The 15,284-nt window shown below is 69.8% G+C and carries 14 protein-coding genes; 7 read left to right on the plus strand and 7 right to left on the minus strand.

From position 1 onward, the window contains the following. Positions 1 to 232: 232 nt before the first annotated feature. The gene (locus tag FHT37_RS22505) at positions 233 to 2,506 is read right to left on the minus strand and encodes a LamG-like jellyroll fold domain-containing protein (protein WP_183484796.1); all 2,274 of its coding nucleotides are present in this window, start codon (positions 2,504 to 2,506) and stop codon (positions 233 to 235) included. A gap of 395 nt (positions 2,507 to 2,901) precedes the next feature. Here FHT37_RS22505 and FHT37_RS22510 point away from each other — a divergent pair, with 395 nt between their 5' ends. Both FHT37_RS22510 and FHT37_RS22515 read left to right on the plus strand, forming a co-directional pair. Further along, the gene (locus FHT37_RS22510; protein ID WP_183484799.1) at positions 2,902 to 5,073 is read left to right on the plus strand and encodes a dockerin; all 2,172 of its coding nucleotides are present in this window, start codon (positions 2,902 to 2,904) and stop codon (positions 5,071 to 5,073) included. A gap of 134 nt (positions 5,074 to 5,207) precedes the next feature. After that, the gene (locus tag FHT37_RS22515) at positions 5,208 to 6,299 is read left to right on the plus strand and encodes a non-reducing end alpha-L-arabinofuranosidase family hydrolase (protein ID WP_221211199.1); all 1,092 of its coding nucleotides are present in this window, start codon (positions 5,208 to 5,210) and stop codon (positions 6,297 to 6,299) included. Positions 6,300 to 6,344: 45 nt separating this feature from the next. Here the strand turns inward: FHT37_RS22515 and FHT37_RS22520 are convergent, their stop codons facing one another. Further along, positions 6,345 to 7,307, minus strand: a complete 963-nt coding sequence (locus FHT37_RS22520; RefSeq protein WP_141225188.1) for a polysaccharide lyase family 1 protein — start codon at positions 7,305 to 7,307, stop codon at positions 6,345 to 6,347. A 62-nt stretch (positions 7,308 to 7,369) separates the two neighbouring features. Between FHT37_RS22520 and FHT37_RS22525 the strand changes: the two genes are divergently transcribed. After that, complete coding sequence (locus FHT37_RS22525) at positions 7,370 to 7,807, plus strand: hypothetical protein (RefSeq protein WP_183484802.1); 438 nt, start codon at positions 7,370 to 7,372, stop codon at positions 7,805 to 7,807. A 348-nt stretch (positions 7,808 to 8,155) separates the two neighbouring features. Continuing rightward, positions 8,156 to 10,276 carry a LamG-like jellyroll fold domain-containing protein gene (locus FHT37_RS22530; protein WP_183484805.1) on the plus strand — a complete coding sequence of 707 codons (2,121 nt, stop codon included), beginning with the start codon at positions 8,156 to 8,158 and terminating at the stop codon, positions 10,274 to 10,276. 82 nt (positions 10,277 to 10,358) lie between these two features. On the opposite strand, the gene FHT37_RS22535 is transcribed toward FHT37_RS22530, so the two are convergent. From FHT37_RS22535 to FHT37_RS22550, 4 genes are read right to left on the minus strand one after another with little or no spacing between them, the layout of a single operon-like run. Continuing rightward, positions 10,359 to 10,856, minus strand: a complete 498-nt coding sequence (locus FHT37_RS22535) for a DoxX family protein (protein WP_183484808.1) — start codon at positions 10,854 to 10,856, stop codon at positions 10,359 to 10,361. Then, positions 10,853 to 11,614, minus strand: a complete 762-nt coding sequence (locus FHT37_RS22540) for a DNA-binding domain-containing protein (RefSeq protein WP_183484811.1) — start codon at positions 11,612 to 11,614, stop codon at positions 10,853 to 10,855. Before FHT37_RS22540 ends, FHT37_RS22535 begins: the two co-directional genes overlap by 4 nt. Continuing rightward, the gene (locus FHT37_RS22545; protein ID WP_183484814.1) at positions 11,611 to 12,459 is read right to left on the minus strand and encodes a DUF692 domain-containing protein; all 849 of its coding nucleotides are present in this window, start codon (positions 12,457 to 12,459) and stop codon (positions 11,611 to 11,613) included. The genes FHT37_RS22540 and FHT37_RS22545 overlap by 4 nt, the downstream gene beginning before the upstream one ends. Positions 12,460 to 12,469: 10 nt before the next feature. Further along, the gene (locus tag FHT37_RS22550; RefSeq protein WP_091720700.1) at positions 12,470 to 12,748 is read right to left on the minus strand and encodes a DUF2282 domain-containing protein; all 279 of its coding nucleotides are present in this window, start codon (positions 12,746 to 12,748) and stop codon (positions 12,470 to 12,472) included. A gap of 160 nt (positions 12,749 to 12,908) precedes the next feature. On the opposite strand from FHT37_RS22550, the gene FHT37_RS22555 reads away from it, so the two are divergent. Both FHT37_RS22555 and FHT37_RS22560 read left to right on the plus strand, forming a co-directional pair. Next, positions 12,909 to 13,472 (plus strand): sigma-70 family RNA polymerase sigma factor, encoded by a 564-nt coding sequence (locus tag FHT37_RS22555; RefSeq protein WP_147240964.1) that lies wholly within the window; start codon positions 12,909 to 12,911, stop codon positions 13,470 to 13,472. Beyond that, on the plus strand, positions 13,469 to 14,110 hold the full coding sequence (locus tag FHT37_RS22560; RefSeq protein ID WP_183484817.1) for an NrsF family protein: 642 nt from the start codon (positions 13,469 to 13,471) through the stop codon (positions 14,108 to 14,110). Before FHT37_RS22555 ends, FHT37_RS22560 begins: the two co-directional genes overlap by 4 nt. Before the next feature lie 68 nt (positions 14,111 to 14,178). On the opposite strand, the gene FHT37_RS22565 is transcribed toward FHT37_RS22560, so the two are convergent. Then, the gene (locus tag FHT37_RS22565) at positions 14,179 to 14,601 is read right to left on the minus strand and encodes a helix-turn-helix domain-containing protein (RefSeq protein WP_147240969.1); all 423 of its coding nucleotides are present in this window, start codon (positions 14,599 to 14,601) and stop codon (positions 14,179 to 14,181) included. A gap of 127 nt (positions 14,602 to 14,728) precedes the next feature. Here FHT37_RS22565 and FHT37_RS22570 point away from each other — a divergent pair, with 127 nt between their 5' ends. Next, positions 14,729 to 15,250, plus strand: a complete 522-nt coding sequence (locus tag FHT37_RS22570; protein ID WP_183484820.1) for a DUF2938 family protein — start codon at positions 14,729 to 14,731, stop codon at positions 15,248 to 15,250. Positions 15,251 to 15,284 lie beyond the last annotated feature (34 nt).

The following is a 15,284-nucleotide window of genomic DNA, read 5'->3' on the forward strand; positions in this document are numbered from 1 at the left end:
TGGCTGCTGGAATTCTTTCCAATCGGACGGATCATTCGCACTTCTCCCTTTCGTCATCGGCAGCCCTCTGCGAGGCTCATCGTCGACGACGAATGGAATCTAGCAGTCGATTGCTCCTGAATCGATTGCAGAGGACGTCATATTTTTTGTCTGTAGCGCACTCGCAAAGTTCAACGCTTGGTCGACAGCAGCTTGACGTTTAATTGATTTGGATTGTGCTAACGAGTCGGGGTCACTTCGCCAGCGCCGCGATCTCCGCCGCGCCCAGCGCGCCCACCTGGACGCGGAAGTCCTGGATGCGGCCGTTGAAGGACGGATGCCCCCAGTTTCGACCCAGGAAGGTGACCTGGTCGCCGACCTGCCGCGGGGAGAGCAGGATGTCGTCGGCCCTCGCCACCTCCACGCCGTCGAGGTAGAGCCGCCCGGTGCCCGCCCGGAGCGTCACCGCCACATGAGCCCAGCGCCGGATGGGCAAGGGCCCCGGCGCCTCCATGCCTTGCGAGTCGTTGTGGGTCGCGCCGGCAATGGCGAATCGCAGCCCGCCCCGGCCGCTCTGGGGCGCAATGCACATATAGGAGAAAGCGTCGTTCCCGGCGAAGAACAGGCAGGTGTCCCAGCGCAGCGCATTCGCATACGCCCACAGCGACACCGTGAAGTCCTCGAGCCCGCTGAAGATCCCCGCGGGCAACTGCAGGCCCGCCTTCTTGCCGTCGAAGACGATGGCCTTGTCATCCCGGCGTCCGTCGCCCCAGGCCGCGCCGTCCAGCAGCTTGCCCTCGACGACGCTCCGGACGCCGTCGGCGCCCAGCAGCGCGCCGAAGGTCTCCGTGCCGTTCCGGCCATTTAGCGGCAGCGACAAGCGGTCCTCGCCCGGCATCACGGCCCGCACCGCCGGGGAACTGGCGCTCGCGCCGTTGCCCTGCGCGGTGACCTGGTAGAAGCAGACGCCGCTGGGGGGCGCGTCGCTGTAGGTCAGCACCTCGCTCGCCGAGACCGTGCCCAGCAGCGTGAACGGCCCGGCGGCCCGGCTGCCGCGCCGGACGGCATAAGCGGTGGCGCCCACGCTGCCCCACCACGACAGCACGACGCGATCGCCGCGCGTGTGCGCCGTGAGGCCGGAGGCCGGCTTCATTGGGGCGGTGTAGTCCGCGCGGCGGTGGATCAGCGTCGGCCACCAGATGTCGTCGCTGCTGCCGCCGTACTTCGGCTCGCACAGCTTCACCATGCGCGCCACGTTCGGCGCCGCCAGCCCCATGCGGTTCACGTAATGGTTGTAGATCGGCTCCCAGGCGTTGCGGCCGTGCTGGAAGGACTGGTTCACCTCCGTCCACAGCGAGGTGTGAGGCTGCGTCGGATTGTGTTCACGGGCGAACGGCATCGGATAGGGCTTGCCGTTCTCGTCGAGCAGGTTGGAGCGCGCCACGTACTCCGCCGCCGACAGGAAGCGGTTGTTGCCCAGCCCATAGAGATCGTCGCCTTGGTTCCAGGCCATCTCCATCACGTCGCCGCCCAGCGACATGCCCAGCGTCGCGTGGCCCTGGTCGCGGCCGCTCTCCTCCCACTGCCCGAAGTGGCCCGGGTGCATGAAGTACACGCCGTGGACCATGGAGCCGTTGCCGAAGTTCCTGAGCTTGCCGCGGTTGTTGCCTGCGTAGCAGTTGCAGGCCAGCCGGTACAGGTCAGGCTGGTCGCAGAAGATGCCGATGGCCATGGCGCCGACGATCGAGGCCATGTCCCAGTTGGCATGGGACCCGATGCGCCCGTCGCTGAGGAACCAGGACGAGATCGAGCCGAAGACTTTGAGCAGCATGTCCTGGAAGCGCTTCAGGCTCTCCGGCGCCCAGCCCGGGTAGGTGCGCAGGATCTCGCCGATCTGCGCCAGCTGGTGGCCCTGCATGCCGGCCATCAGGATGAAGGTGTGGTCGTCATGGGCGGTCGATCCGGGCGGTACCGTCCCGACCTCCTTCAGCGTGCTGGCCCAGGCGTCCAGGAACTCCACGGCCTTGTCGGCATAGCGGTTGTCCGGCGGGTCGGAGAGCTTCCAGCGCAGGGTCAGGGTCCAGGCGCGCCAGATGTCGACGTACAGGTTGTTCTTGCTGCCGTCGGCGCGGTAGACGGCAGGCAGCGGAAAGGGCCGGGTGTCCAGGCTGGCGAAGCGGTCGGCGCTCAGCTTGCTCCACCAGCCCGTCCAAGGCTCCTGGCCCGCCTTGATGTGGGCGCGGATGCGCGTGAAGTCGTCCTCCGTCACCAGCAGTCCCGGGTGGCGGAAGACGCCGCTCTGCGAGGCCGGGAGGCGCCCCGCCGGCGAGCCCGCGGAGCCGTCAGGCGTCTTCGCATCGGCCACGGCCTCGCCCCCGGCGGCCTTGCCTTCCGAGTCGCCGTTGACGCCCCCGCAGGCGGGCAGCAGCGGCAGCATCGGCAACCCGAAGAGTCCCGCCGACAGCCTGCGGCGGGTGGTGTTGACAGGGGCCTCGCCCTCGTCGAATGGGAATTTGTTGCCGGACATTTCACGCCTCCAACCTCCGGTGACCCGGTAGGTGTTTTCCATCGATAGTTCATGCGCCGGCCGAACTAACATGCCGGGATTTAGCGTTATATCAATAACCTGGTCGGGCTTCCGTTACCTTTCGTTCCCCGCTCCTCATGAACACATCAATCAAGAGACAACGACTTGCCGCCCTGTCCCTCGTCGCAGCAGCCCTCGCGTCGGGCTGCGGAGGAGGTGGGGGCGACAGCGGCACCACGACGACTCCCAGCCCGACTTCGGGCTCGGGCGCACCGGCCCCGGCGCCCGCGCCCGGGCCTGCTCCCGCGCCAGCGCCTGCGCCAGAACCCGCGCCGGCGCCACCTTCCGCCCCGGCCCCCGCGCCTGCTCCGTCGCTGGCGACGTCCTGGAACAGCATGAAGTTCGGAGGCGGCGGTTACGTCACCGGCCTGGTGTTCCATCCCAGCACGGCGAACCTGCTGTATGCGCGGACCGACATCGGCGGCGCCTACCGATGGAACCCGGCCGCCTCGTCGTGGACCCCGATCACCGACGGCCTGGGCTTCAGCGCCGCGGAGAGCTCCTACCACGGCATCGAGAGCATGGCCGTCGATCCGAACGACGACCGCCTCGTGTACATGGCCGCCGGCATGTACAACACCGACAAGGCCGATGCCCGCCTGTACATCTCCAGCGATCGCGGCGATCACTGGAGCTTCGTCAACCTGCCGTTCTCGACCGGCGGCAACAACGGCGGCCGCGCGATGGGCGAGCGCCTGATGGTCGACCCCAACAAGCCGTCGACCTTGTTCTACGGCTCGCGCACCGCCGGCCTGTGGAAGAGCGAGGACTCGGGCCGCAGCTGGGCGCAGGTCAGCGCGTTGTCCAGCGCCAGGATGACCCAGGACCAGATCAAGGCCGCGGGCGGCAGCGCGATGGGCATCGAGCTGGTCGTGTACGACACCGGCACGAAGGGCACCGGCACCGCGACCTCCACGCTCTACGCCGCGGTCGCGCCGGACTACGCCAGCGTCGCGGGCCTGGGTTCCAACATGTACCGGTCCACCAACGGCGGCGCCACCTGGACCGCGGTCACGACGCCGGTCTCGGGCTTCCACATCCCGCACATGGTGCGTGCCGCCGACGGCGTCTTCTACGTCGTGTTCACCAAGGACGCGGGACCCGGCGCCGGCGGCCCCGGCCGTCTCTACAAGTTCGACGGCACCACCTGGACGCTGCTCAAGAGCGTGGACCCGACGGGAGGCACCAACTTCGGCCTGGGCGGGGTCTCGGTCCAGGGCAGCGGCGCCAGCACCCGCATCGCGCTGGGCGTGACCAACTCCTGGGGGAACTGGAACGGCCAGCAGATCGTGCAGCTGTCCGACGACGCCGGCCTGACCTGGCGCGAGATCGAAGCGCAGATGCCGGGCGAGATCGCCTCGGGCTGGGTCGACGACGTCGAGATCGATCCTTCCGACCGCGACCACATCCTGCACGTCCACGGCGGCGGCGTCGTCGAAACGCGCAACGCCTCCTCGGCCACGCCGACCTGGAGCGGCGTCATCGCCGGCATCGAGGAGATCGCCGCGCAGGCCATCGTGGCGCCGCCGCCCGGTGCGTCCTACCTGCTGATCAACAGCTCGGGCGACGTGGGCACCTGGATCCACACGGACGTGACGACGACGCCGACCCGGTCGCCGGGCCTGGGCTGGAGCAACGGCATCGCGGCCGACATGGCGTGGTCCGATCCGCAGTACATCGCGGCCTCCGGCGTCATCAACTCGAGCGCCACCGGCACCGGCTACTGGTCCGGCGACGGCGGCAAGACCTGGACCACCTTCGCCAGCCTGCCGGCCGGCGCCACGACCAACACCTCCAGCGAGTCGAGCCTGGTCGTCACCGCGCGCAACAAGGCGGTCTGGGCGCCCGCCAATTCGGTGCCGTCCTATACGACCGACAACGGCGCCACCTGGACCGCGACCAACCTGCCGGCGCTGCCCGCCGTCGGCTGGAACCGCGGCTACCGGCTGGCGGTCGATCGCAAGAATCCGAACAAGGTCTATGCCTACGACTCGGGCGGCGCCTGGTGGGCGTCGGCCGGCCGGGTCTACGTCTCGACCGATGGCGGCCACAGCTTCGCGCTGAGCCAGGGCTCGGTGACGGCGGCGCTCGCGCCCAACGGCTGGTGGGTGACCTCGATGGCGGTCAACCCCAATGCCGAAGGCGACCTCTGGATGGCCGACGGCAACGCCGTGTACCACTCGGTGGACTCGGGCGCCACCTGGCAGAAGCTCAGCCAGTTCGCATCGGTCCAGGGCAGCAACGCCTGGCCCGACCTGCAGGGCGCCACCGTGGTGGCCCTGGGCAAGGCGAAGGACGGCGCCTCCTACTCGGCGGCGGTCTACGTGGTCGGCACCGTCGGCGGCGTGTGGGGCGTGTACCGCTCCGACGATGGCGGCGCCACCTGGACCCGCTTCAACGACGACGCGCACCAGTTCGGCGGCATCGGCGTGATGGCTGCCGACCAGAACGTCTACGGGCGCGTCTACCTCAGCGGCACCGGCCGCGGGCTGCTGTACAGCAACTGAAGCCTGATCGCCCCTCGCCGGCGTCCGCGTTGCCCCGGGCAATGCGTCGACGCCGGCGGGGCATCACCACCTCATCACCATCCCGATTTCCGCGCCGTCACGCTGCGAGGCGAGATCGCCGGAGACCTTCGACCATGCGCAACTTCAACATCACGCGGGGCTGGCCGTCCGCCCTCTGGCTGGCCCTCTGCACGGCGCTGAGCCCGCTGGCCCACGCAGCGGAACCCGCAGCTCAACCCGCGATGGCGCCGGCCCCCGCTTTCGCCTGGGAATCCAGCGAGCCCCTGATCAAGCCGCCCGCCAACGCGGAGGGCCTCTTTGGCGTCAAGGATCCGTCCGTCGTCTTCCACGACAAGCGCTATCACGTCTTCTTCACGACCGCCGGCACCAAGGGCTGGGGCATGGCCTACACCAGCTTCGCCGATTGGAAGGACGCGCCCCGGGCGCCGGTCTTCATGCTGGACCAGTCGCCCATCGGGCCCGGTTACCGGGCGGCGCCGCAGGTCTTCTACTTCGCGCCGCAGAAGCTCTGGTACCTCATCTACCAGGGCGGCGATCCGATGTATTCCACGACCACGAATGTGGCGGATCCCCGCTCGTGGACGGCGCCGCGGCCGTTCTACGCGGCCGCGCCGGACATCGTGAAGGACGAGAAGGGCCAGGCCGCCTGGCTCGACTTCTGGATCATCTGCGACGACCGGAAGTGCCACCTCTTCTTCACCAACGACAACGGCAGCTTCTTCCGCGCGGAGACCTCGATCGAGCGTTTCCCTCAAGGCTTCTCCACGCCCGTGCTCGCCATGAAGACCGAGCGGCGTGAAGACCTGTTCGAGGCGAGCAACACCTACAAGATCGAAGGCACCGGGCAATACCTGACCTTGATCGAGGCCATGGGTCCGACCGGGCGCTACTTCCGCGCCTGGCTGGCCGACCGCCTGGACGGGGAATGGCGGCCGATCCCGGGCAGCGCGATGAACCGGTTCGCGGGCGCCGAGAACCTCAAGTTCAACGGCCGCGTCTGGTCGGAGGGCGTCTCGCACGGCGAGATGATCCGCGCGGGCGTCGATCAGACGCTGACGATCGATCCGTGCAAGCCGCTCCAGTTCCTCTACCAGGGCCTGGACATGACACCCGGCAAGAAGTACGAGTACATCGAGCTGCCGTATCGGCTGGGCCTGATCACGGCCGTCGGTCGCAACGCCATCAGCGATCTTTGCAAGCGCTGACGGTCCTCGCGAAACGGGGCCGCCCGGGGTGACGGAGGCCGCCGCTCACTGGCAGCTCAGCTTGGCCAGCGAGGTGCCGGCCCCGGCCACCTGGGGCAGCTTGGCCTTCACGCAGCTGGGCGTGTCCGGCGTGTAGCTGTAGGAGATGCTGACCGGGTAGGCGGCGGTGGTGGTCCAGTCCGACGCGTTCCTCGATGGACTGCTGTCGGAATCGGTCCACGACACCCCGTAGGTGCTGAAGTCCGCCACCTTGGTGATGTTGTTGTTGCGCAGTTCCCAGTAGCCGAGCGTCGGGCTGTCCCGCGAGGTCACCGGGTTCTTGGCGTTCTCGAAGTAATTGGCTTCGATCAGCGAGTAGCCGCCCATGCGCACGTTGATGCCGGAGGCCGTCACGCCGCTGTAGAGGTTGTTGTAGAGGTGGGTGTAGCCACCCCGCTGCAGCGGCAGGCGCGAGCCGACGTTGCGGTAGTAGTTGTGATGGAAGGTGATGTAGCGGTCGCTCGAGTCGCTGTCGCTGCTGCCGATCAGGCCGACCTTGTGGTGGTCGTGGATGGCGTTGTAGCTGTAGGTGATGTGGTGGGCGCCCGCCTTGTTGTCCACCAGGCCGTCGAACTCCAGGTCCCCCGCGCCGGCGCATTCGGCGAGCGAGCTGAACAGCGTGTTGTGGTCCACCCAGATGTAGGCGGGGAACTTGCTGCCCAGGCCCTCGATGCCGATGGCGTCGATGGAGCCGGGCAGCAGGCCGATCGTCATGTTGCGGATGATGATGTTGCTGGCGTCGGCCTTGATGGCCAGGCCGAAGTTGGCGGCCGAGCCCGTGGCGCCCTGGATGGTGATGTCGCGCTTGCCCTTGAGCTCCACGATGTCGCCTGCCGGCTTCTTCCATTGCGTGCAGGGGTCGGGGATGGTGCCGAAATCAAAGCTGCCCGTGTAGGTGATCACCAGGCCACCGGAGCCGCTGTAGGCATCGACCGCGGCCTGCATCTGCGCGGCCGTGGTGACCACCACGGGCTTGGCCGTGCCGCCGCCAGTGACCGTGCCGGCATAACCGCCACTGTGGTTGTCGGTGGGTGTGGGCGTGGAAGGCGCAGGCGCGGGTGCAGGTGCCGGAGCCGGAGCCGGTGAAGGGGCCGGCGCAGGCGCAGGCGCGGGTGTCGGTGCTGGTGCTGGTGCTGGTGCTGGTGCTGGTGCCGGTGCTGGTGCTGGTGCCGGTGCCGGTGCCGGTGCCGGTGCTGGCGTCGGCGCGGGAGCCGGCGATGCCGATGGCGACGGCGCTGGTGACGGCGTCGGCGCTGGCGCCGGGGCGGGTGAGGGTGAGGGCGACGGTGAGGGTGAGGGCGACGGTGTCGGGGTCGACGCGGTCGGCGGCGCGGTGCTCGCCGTGGTGTCCGCGTTGCCGGAGCCGCCCCCGCCGCAGGCGGTCATCAGGCTGGTGGCCGCCACTGCGGCAGCGAAGTAGCGGAGTTGGGCCAACTCCACGGGGCCCACCTGCGTGCGTCTTGTCATGATCTTGATCTTCGATGTGCGCGGACCGGCCTCGCCATCGGCCAGGCGATCGTCCGCTCTCAAACCAGCCCTTGCTGCCGCACCGCGTGCATGCCGATGCAAAGGCGCCCCTCGTCTCCTGCGACGGAGTACCGCTCCCGCATGCGGGAGTCGGAGCCTCCGCTCCCTGGTGTGCTGACAACGTAGTCAGCGGCGGGGATGCTAAGAGGCGTTCGCCACGCGACTGCGTGACAAGTGGTAAGTGCTGTCAGCGACTGCCTGAACGCCGTGGTGATAACTCCGCCACACCGATGACATGACCGGCAGGCAAGGTGACGGGGTTGTTGTTCTTCGTTGTTGGATCACTGCCCATGTCGTCAAAGCATCCGAGCGCCTTGTCGCTGCCCCTCTCCTCGCTGCGTGAACTCGAGGGCCTTCCCGACCGCCAGCGCCGACTGCTGCTGCGCGCGGGCCTGGGCCTGTCCCTGGGCGGCGCCAGCCTTCTCACCGCCTGCGGCGGCGGCGACGACAACGACGGCGGCAGCGGCCCGGACGCCGGCGGCGGCACCCCGGCGGGAACGCCGGCCCAGGTCTCGAGCTTCGCGCTGGCCGTGCTGCCGGACACGCAGTTCTATTCGCGCTACGCCACCACCGACGAGAACCTGCAGTTCCAGCGCAAGTACGGCTCGACGCCGTATGTGGCGCAGACGAAGTGGATCGCGGACAACGCCGCGTCGCTGCGCATCCCGTTCACCATCCACCTCGGTGACGTCGTCGACCAGCAGGGCAAGCCGCTGCAGTGGCAGGTCGCGGATTCGGCGATGAAGGTGCTGGAGTCGGCCAAGATGCCGTACTCCATTCTGGCCGGCAACCACGACGTGATCTCCGACGTGGACTATGTCGATGCGAGCAGCCAGTCGGCCAACACCGATGCGCAGCGCAACCTCGCCAAGGAGCCCTACCTGCAGGCCTTCCCGACCACGCGGGCGCAGCAGCAGTCCACCTTCGGCGGGCGCGACCCGTCGGGCTTCCACGAGTACCACGTCGTCAACGTCGACGGCAACGCCTTCATGGTGCTGTCGATGTCCTGGCGCGCGTCCGACGCCGCGATCGCCTGGGCGCGCGGCGTGCTCGCCAAGCACCCGACGCTGCCGACCATCCTCGCCACCCACCAGCTGCTCAACATCGCGGCCGACGGCGTGAGCCCGCTCGAGGTCCCCTACGGGCTGATGCTGTGGGACAAGCTGATCCGCGACAACGACCAGATCTTCATGACCCTGAACGGGCATTACCACGGCGGCGCCCACCTGACGAAGACCAATGACTTCGGCAACGCGGTCGAGGAGATGGTGGTCGACTACCAGATGGCCTACATGGGCGGCAACGGCCTCATGCGCCTGTACGAATTCGACCTGACCAACAACAAGATCAAGGTGATGTCGTTCTCGCCCTGGGTCACGCAGAAGCCGACCGACACGCTCAACGAGTTCGACGTGGCGGTGCTCTCCGACGCGAACCACCAGTTCGAGATCAACATCGACTTCAAGAAGCGCTTCGCGCGCTTCAACCCCGACTTCGCCCAACCGGCGGCCGGCAACGCGCCGATCAACGAGCGCGCCAAGGCGGCCCTGCTGACCCACTTCACCGAGCCGGCGCCCAGCGTCAAGAAGGCGGCGGCGGACCCGAGCGACTACCCGGTGGTGGCGTCGACCGTCGCGCACTGGCGCTTCTTCGGCGGCACCGAGGGCGGCGTCGTGCCGGTGGGCCAGGTGATCCAGGACGAGACCGGCGCCAATCCGATCGCGCGCCAGCCGCTGGCCCAGGGCGGCGCCGCGCAGGAAGGCGACCTGACCTGGTCGAGCGACCACCATTACCTCTCGGCCGCGCCGGGCAGCGTGCGCTTCTCCAACTCGGTGAACTCGCCGCTGCGGATGAGCGCCTTCGCGACCGACGTGACGGCACCGCTGAACGGGCTGAGCTTCAGCGCCGGCTACACGGTCGAGGCCTTCCTCAAACTGCCCGCCAACTGGACGGCGGCCAACAACGCGTGGATGAACATCATGGAGCGCGAGGGGCGGCGCGGCGATGTCGCCGGCATCGACGCCAGCGCCGATGGCGACGAGAGCGCCCTGATCTTCGCGATCTCCAGCCTGCGCGAGGTGCAATGGGAAGTGACGCCGAGCACGCCGGGCACGCGCTCGCCGGCGGCGAATTTCTCCGGCGAGATCGTCACCGAGCGCTGGATCCACGTCGCCATCGTCAACGACCCGGCGCAGAACAGCACCATCATGTACGTGGAGGGCGCGCCCATCCTGCGCAACGCGTCCAACACGAACGGCATCGCGTTCAGCAGCGCCAGCGACCGGATGATCATCGGCGGCGGCGTCTACGCGAACGCGCCGTCGAACGGCTTCCTCGGCAGCCTGGGCGAGATCCGCATCTGCAGCGAGCCCTTGAGCGCCGACAAGTGGCTCACCGCGCGCAAGCGATGAGCCCGGCCTCGCGGGCAGGCTGAAGGCGGCGGGCCTGCCCGCGCCCGGGTCGTCGCGGCCCGGGTCGGCGCGGTGCGGGCCGTCACGGCAGTCGGGGTCTGGCGCTGGAGGAGTCGAACAGGACATGGTCCAGCGACCAGCGCCCCGGACCTCGGCCCACCAGATACAGCATCGGCGCAGCCCAGCTCAGGTGGGTCGGCCAGCCCGACGGATAGACGAAGAGCTGGATCACCGCCGTCATCCCCAGCACGCCCAGCGCCGCCAGGCGGGTGAACAGCCCCAGCACCAGCAGGATGGGCAGGAGGTGCTCGGCGCCGGTGGCGAGGTAGGCGGCCCATTCGGGCGGGATCAGCGGCAGCGCGTAGTCCTGGCGGAACAGCAGGAAGGTGGTGTCGGTGAGCGTGAACCAGCCCTCGACCTTGGTGCGGCCGGACAGCCAGAAGACGCCCGCGATGCTGAAGCGGCAGGCCAGCGCAATCAGGTCGTGCGAGATCAACCGCTCCAGCCGCGCGCGCAGCGCGGCGAGCGACCACGGGGCACCGCTCAGGGCGCGGGACGAGGACGTGGACAGGGTCTTCATGACGGCATCTCCATGAGGGCGGCGAAAGCGCCTTGTTGAAGCAGGCGACCCAGCGAGGCGCCGGGATCGAAGCAGGCATGGCGGGCCTGGACCGCGTCCAGCGCCTCGCCCAGCGCCTGGCCGGCGGCGCAGGCCTCGAGCAGCGCGCAGTCGGCGCTGTCGATGGCCAGGCCCAGCACCGCGCCGGCGGGCCGCGTCAGCAACGCGCCCTGGCCGTGCCAGCACGGCGGATTCGGATCGGCGGCCGCGGTCCGTGCGGCCTGCCAGAGCGAGAAGGCAGGCCAGTCCGCGCACCAGCGCCAGCGGGCCGCGGGATGCGGCACCAGGCGGGCGGTGGCGAGCCGCCCGGGATCGAGTGCCGCGATCGTGTGGAGATCGAGCACCGGCGCGTCGGCCGCGACGTGGCATTCGCTCCAGAGGCGGTCCAGCCGAGCGACCTCGCCCAGCCAGGGCCAGTCGCCGCCGACCAGCGCCTGATCGAGGAAGGCCGGGAAGTGGGCGCCGTAGTGCTGCAGGTCACCGCCCGCGGGCGGGGCGGCCCGCGCCGCGTCCAGCGCGACGGCCCGCATCCAGTCGTCCCCGACCAGCCGGTGAACGGCCGGGTACAACGAGACCAGCGCCTCCGCGCAGCCCTTCAGCACGGTGTTGCGATAGACGGCGAAACCCGGCTGCGCCGCCGGCCCCTCGGGCGGGGCCCGATCGTCGGCCTCGGCCCACAGGTCGCGCCAGAAGGCGGTCTGGAATTCGACGAGCGTCATGCGGTCACCTCCAGCACAAGGCGCGGCGCGGCCGCGAGCACCGACTGGGTGCGACCGCGCTCGGCGATCAACTCGGCGAACGGGGGCGGGTGGCCGTCGCGCTCGAGCAGGGTGGGGCGCGGTCCGATGCGGGCGGTCAGCCGCTCCAGCAGGGCCCAGACCGGCGCCGCCACCGGCGCATCGTGGCTGTCGATCAGCAGGCCGGTCGACGGATCCGCGTCGGGACGGTGCCCGGCGACATGAATCTCCATCACCGCGTCGCCGTCGATCGCGTCGATCCATGCCGTGGCGTCCAGGCCGAGGTTGCTGGCCGACACGAACACGTTGTTGACGTCGACCAGCAGGCCGCAGCCGCTGCGTCGGACCAGCTCGTGCAGGAAGTCGACCTCGCCCCACGCATGGTCCAGGCGCAGGTAGTGCGAGGGGTTCTCGATGGCGACCGGGCGCCGCAGCGCATCCTGCAGGCGCGACACGTTGGCCACGACGCGCCGCAGCGCTTCGGTCGTGCGCGGCACCGGCAGCAGGTCCGGCGCATAGGCGGCGCCGGCGCGGCTCCAGGCCAGGTGCTCGGACACCAGCGCCGGCGCCACCCGGTCGACCAGCGCCGCCAGTCGCCGCAGGTGATCGGCGTCAGGCGGCGCGGCGCCGCCCAGCGAGGCCGAGACGCCGTGCAGCGACAGCGGGTGCGTGGCCCGCAAGGCTTCGAGCAGGGCCAGGCGCGGGCCGCCGGCGACGAGGTAGTTCTCGGGATGGACCTCGAACCAGAGCCCCGGATCGCGCGCGGCCAGCGCGTCCTCCGCGAACTCGGGCTTGAAGCCCAGGCCGGCGCCCAACGCGCGCGTCATGGCCGGCCGATCAGGACTTGGTGGCGGTCAGCGAGCCCATGCCCTTGGGCGTCTTGATCGTCGTGCAGGTGCCGGCGGGCACGTACTTCCAGGCATTGGCCTGGTAGTCCATCTTGGCGGTGCCGGCGCAGGTGGTGCCGGGGCCGGCCGCGCAGTCGTTCTTGCCGGCCATCGCCACGCCGTAGCAGCGCTCCTTCTCGGCGGCGGCGGGCTTGGCGTCTTGCGCCATCGCGGAAGCGGACAGGGTGGTCAGCGTGACCAGGGCGAGGCTCAGGGTGGTCGACTTCATGGGGGCACTCCTTGTGCGGTGGATCGGGGTTGTGGGTCGGACGCGGCGGCGATTCCGTCGCGTTCCGGCAGCTAGTTCGCGACGGACGTGCTCCGGGTTACAGCGCCACGGGAAATTTCCCGGATTCTTTTTTTCGAGCGGTCTGTAACCTTCCAGGCCCATGACGCGAATAGACCCCGTGATCGCGACCGAGCATGAGCTGCACGAGCTGTTCCTGGCCGGGCTGGACGGGGACGCGGCGGCCTACCGCCACTTCCTCGAACGCCTGGGGGCCTTGCTGCGCGGGTACTTCCGGCGTCGGCTGCAGCAGCTGCCGGACGAGGTCGAGGACCTGGTCCAGGACACCTTGATGGCCGTGCACGCGCAGCGCCAGACCTATCGCCGCGGCGAGCCGCTGACGGCCTGGGTGCACGCGGTGGCCCGCTACAAGCTGGTGGACCTCTGGCGCCGGCGCGCGCGGCAAGAGGCCTTGAACGATCCGCTGGACGAGGACCTGGCCGTGTTCGCGACCGCCGACCACGAGGCCGGCGACACCCGTCGCGACCTCGGCCGGCTGCTGGATCGGCTGCCGACCAGCCAGCGCCTGCCCATCCTGCACACCAAGCTGGAAGGCCTGTCGGTGGAGGAGACCGCGCGCCTCACCGGCATGAGCGAATCGGCGGTGAAGGTCGGCGTGCATCGCGGCTTGAAGGCGCTGGCGCGCCTGTGGAAGGACATGACATGAAGACCGACGAGCTCATCGCGCTGCTGGCCCGGGATGCCGGCCCGGTGCCCACGGGCGTGGGGGAGCGGCGCTTCGCCGCGGCGCTGGCGCTGGGCATCCTGGCGTCCCTGGCCTGGGTGAAGGCCGCCTTCGGCCTGCGGGCCGACCTGCCGCTGCTGATGACGACCGCCGACTTCTGGCAGAAGGTCGCGATGCCGCTGGCGGTGGCGGTCACCGGGCTGGTCGTGGTCTTCCGGCTGGGCCACCCGGGCGCGCGGGTGCGCGGCTGGTGGCTGGGCGTGTGGCTGCCGGTGTCGCTGCTGTGGATCTGGGCCGCGGCCGTGCTGTGGATGGCCGAGCCGGCCGCGCGCATGCCGCTGGTGCTGGGCACCACCTGGCGCAGCTGCGTGTTCAACGTGACGGCGACCGCGCTGCCGATCGGCATCGCGCTGCTGTGGGCGCTGCGCGGCCTGGCGCCGACGCGGCCCACGTTGACGGGCGCGGCGGCTGGCTGGCTGGCCGGCGCGGTGGGCGCCTGCGTCTATTCGCTGCACTGCCCGGAGATGGCCGCGCCCTTCGTCGCCGTCTGGTACGTGCTGGGCATGGGGCTGTCGGCGGCGCTGGGGGCGCTCGCCGGGCGGCACTGGCTGAGATGGTGAGCCCGCACGCGGGCGCTCGGCGCGATGGCCGCGCGGTCGTCGCGTGGCATCCCAAGCCGCAGTCGCGGCTATTCGTCGCGCCGGAACCGCGATTGCACGCGCCGATCGAGCGCGCCGGACGCGGCGGCCTTGAGCAGGCCGCGGAAGGTCGCGCAGGCGGCGTGGCTCTTGGCGGGGCAGACGGCCGCGTGCTTCAGCCCGCGGCTGATGGCGCGCAGCTGGCGGATCGTCGCGTCGATCTCGTCGGCCTTGGCGGCCAATAACTGACGGTCGATCACCGGGCCGGTGGGCGTCAGCATCGACTGGATCTCGTCCAGCGAGAGCCCGCCCGCCTGACCGAGTGCGATCAGCGCCAGGTCGTCCAGCACCTTCGCCGGGAACTGGCGCCGCGCGCCGGCCGGTCCGAGCGACCGGATCAGCCCGCGCTGCTCGTAGTAGCGCAGCGTCGAGGACGCAATGCCGGTCCGTTTCGCGACCTGCGCGATGTCCATCGGACCGGGTGGGGATTGGTTCATGAGCGCTTGACTTGAAGTTGACTTCAACTTCTATCGTGCCGCCCATCGACGCCACACGTCAACCCGCCACCCCAACCGCCCGCGACTGCCCACGAGGCCCACGATGACAAGCCCACCGCTGCCCCTCCTCCTTTCCCTGCCGCCGAGTGCCCTCGGCCACATCGCGCTGATCGGCATCGGTGCGACCGCCATCCTCGACCTTTGGCTGATGGCGCTGCGACGCGCCGGCGTGCCCACGCAGCCGATGGCCTGGATAGGACGTTGGGTCGGACACATGGCGCGGGGGCGATTCGCTCACGCGTCGATCGGACAGGCGCCGGCCGTCCCCGGCGAAGCGGTCCTCGGATGGCTGGTGCACTACGCCGTCGGCATCGCCTTCGCGGCCTTGCTCGTGGTGATCGCCGGACCCGGCTGGCTCCTCGCGCCGAGCTGGGAGCCGGCGTTGGGGGTTGGCGTCGCCACGGTGCTGATGCCCTGGTTCGTCATGCAGCCCGCGATGGGCGCCGGTATCGCGGCGAGTCGCACCGCCGCGCCCTTCCAGAACCGGCTGCGAAGCCTGGCCAATCACCTCGTGTTCGGCATGGGCCTGCTGGTCAGCGCGCTGGCGCTGCAAGCGCTGCGATGAGCGGGCGCGGCCGCGCCGCTGCCCCGAGGTCTGC

It is taken from the genome of Mitsuaria sp. BK037, assembly GCF_014193045.1.
Taxonomy (GTDB): Bacteria; Pseudomonadota; Gammaproteobacteria; order Burkholderiales; family Burkholderiaceae_C; genus Roseateles.

Excerpts from the sequence above, each read along its gene's own strand:
- FHT37_RS22505 (WP_183484796.1), bottom strand. The coding sequence starts at position 2,506 with ATGTCCGGCAACAAATTCCCATTCGACGAGGGCGAGGCCCCTGTCAAC.
- FHT37_RS22510 (WP_183484799.1), top strand. The coding sequence starts at position 2,902 with ATGAAGTTCGGAGGCGGCGGTTACGTCACCGGCCTGGTGTTCCATCCC.
- FHT37_RS22515 (WP_221211199.1), top strand. The coding sequence starts at position 5,208 with ATGCGCAACTTCAACATCACGCGGGGCTGGCCGTCCGCCCTCTGGCTG.
- FHT37_RS22530 (WP_183484805.1), top strand. The coding sequence starts at position 8,156 with ATGTCGTCAAAGCATCCGAGCGCCTTGTCGCTGCCCCTCTCCTCGCTG.
- FHT37_RS22535 (WP_183484808.1), bottom strand. The coding sequence starts at position 10,856 with ATGAAGACCCTGTCCACGTCCTCGTCCCGCGCCCTGAGCGGTGCCCCG.
- FHT37_RS22540 (WP_183484811.1), bottom strand. The coding sequence starts at position 11,614 with ATGACGCTCGTCGAATTCCAGACCGCCTTCTGGCGCGACCTGTGGGCC.
- FHT37_RS22545 (WP_183484814.1), bottom strand. The coding sequence starts at position 12,459 with ATGACGCGCGCGTTGGGCGCCGGCCTGGGCTTCAAGCCCGAGTTCGCG.
- FHT37_RS22550 (WP_091720700.1), bottom strand. The coding sequence starts at position 12,748 with ATGAAGTCGACCACCCTGAGCCTCGCCCTGGTCACGCTGACCACCCTG.
- FHT37_RS22555 (WP_147240964.1), top strand. The coding sequence starts at position 12,909 with ATGACGCGAATAGACCCCGTGATCGCGACCGAGCATGAGCTGCACGAG.
- FHT37_RS22560 (WP_183484817.1), top strand. The coding sequence starts at position 13,469 with ATGAAGACCGACGAGCTCATCGCGCTGCTGGCCCGGGATGCCGGCCCG.
- FHT37_RS22565 (WP_147240969.1), bottom strand. The coding sequence starts at position 14,601 with ATGGACATCGCGCAGGTCGCGAAACGGACCGGCATTGCGTCCTCGACG.
- FHT37_RS22570 (WP_183484820.1), top strand. The coding sequence starts at position 14,729 with ATGACAAGCCCACCGCTGCCCCTCCTCCTTTCCCTGCCGCCGAGTGCC.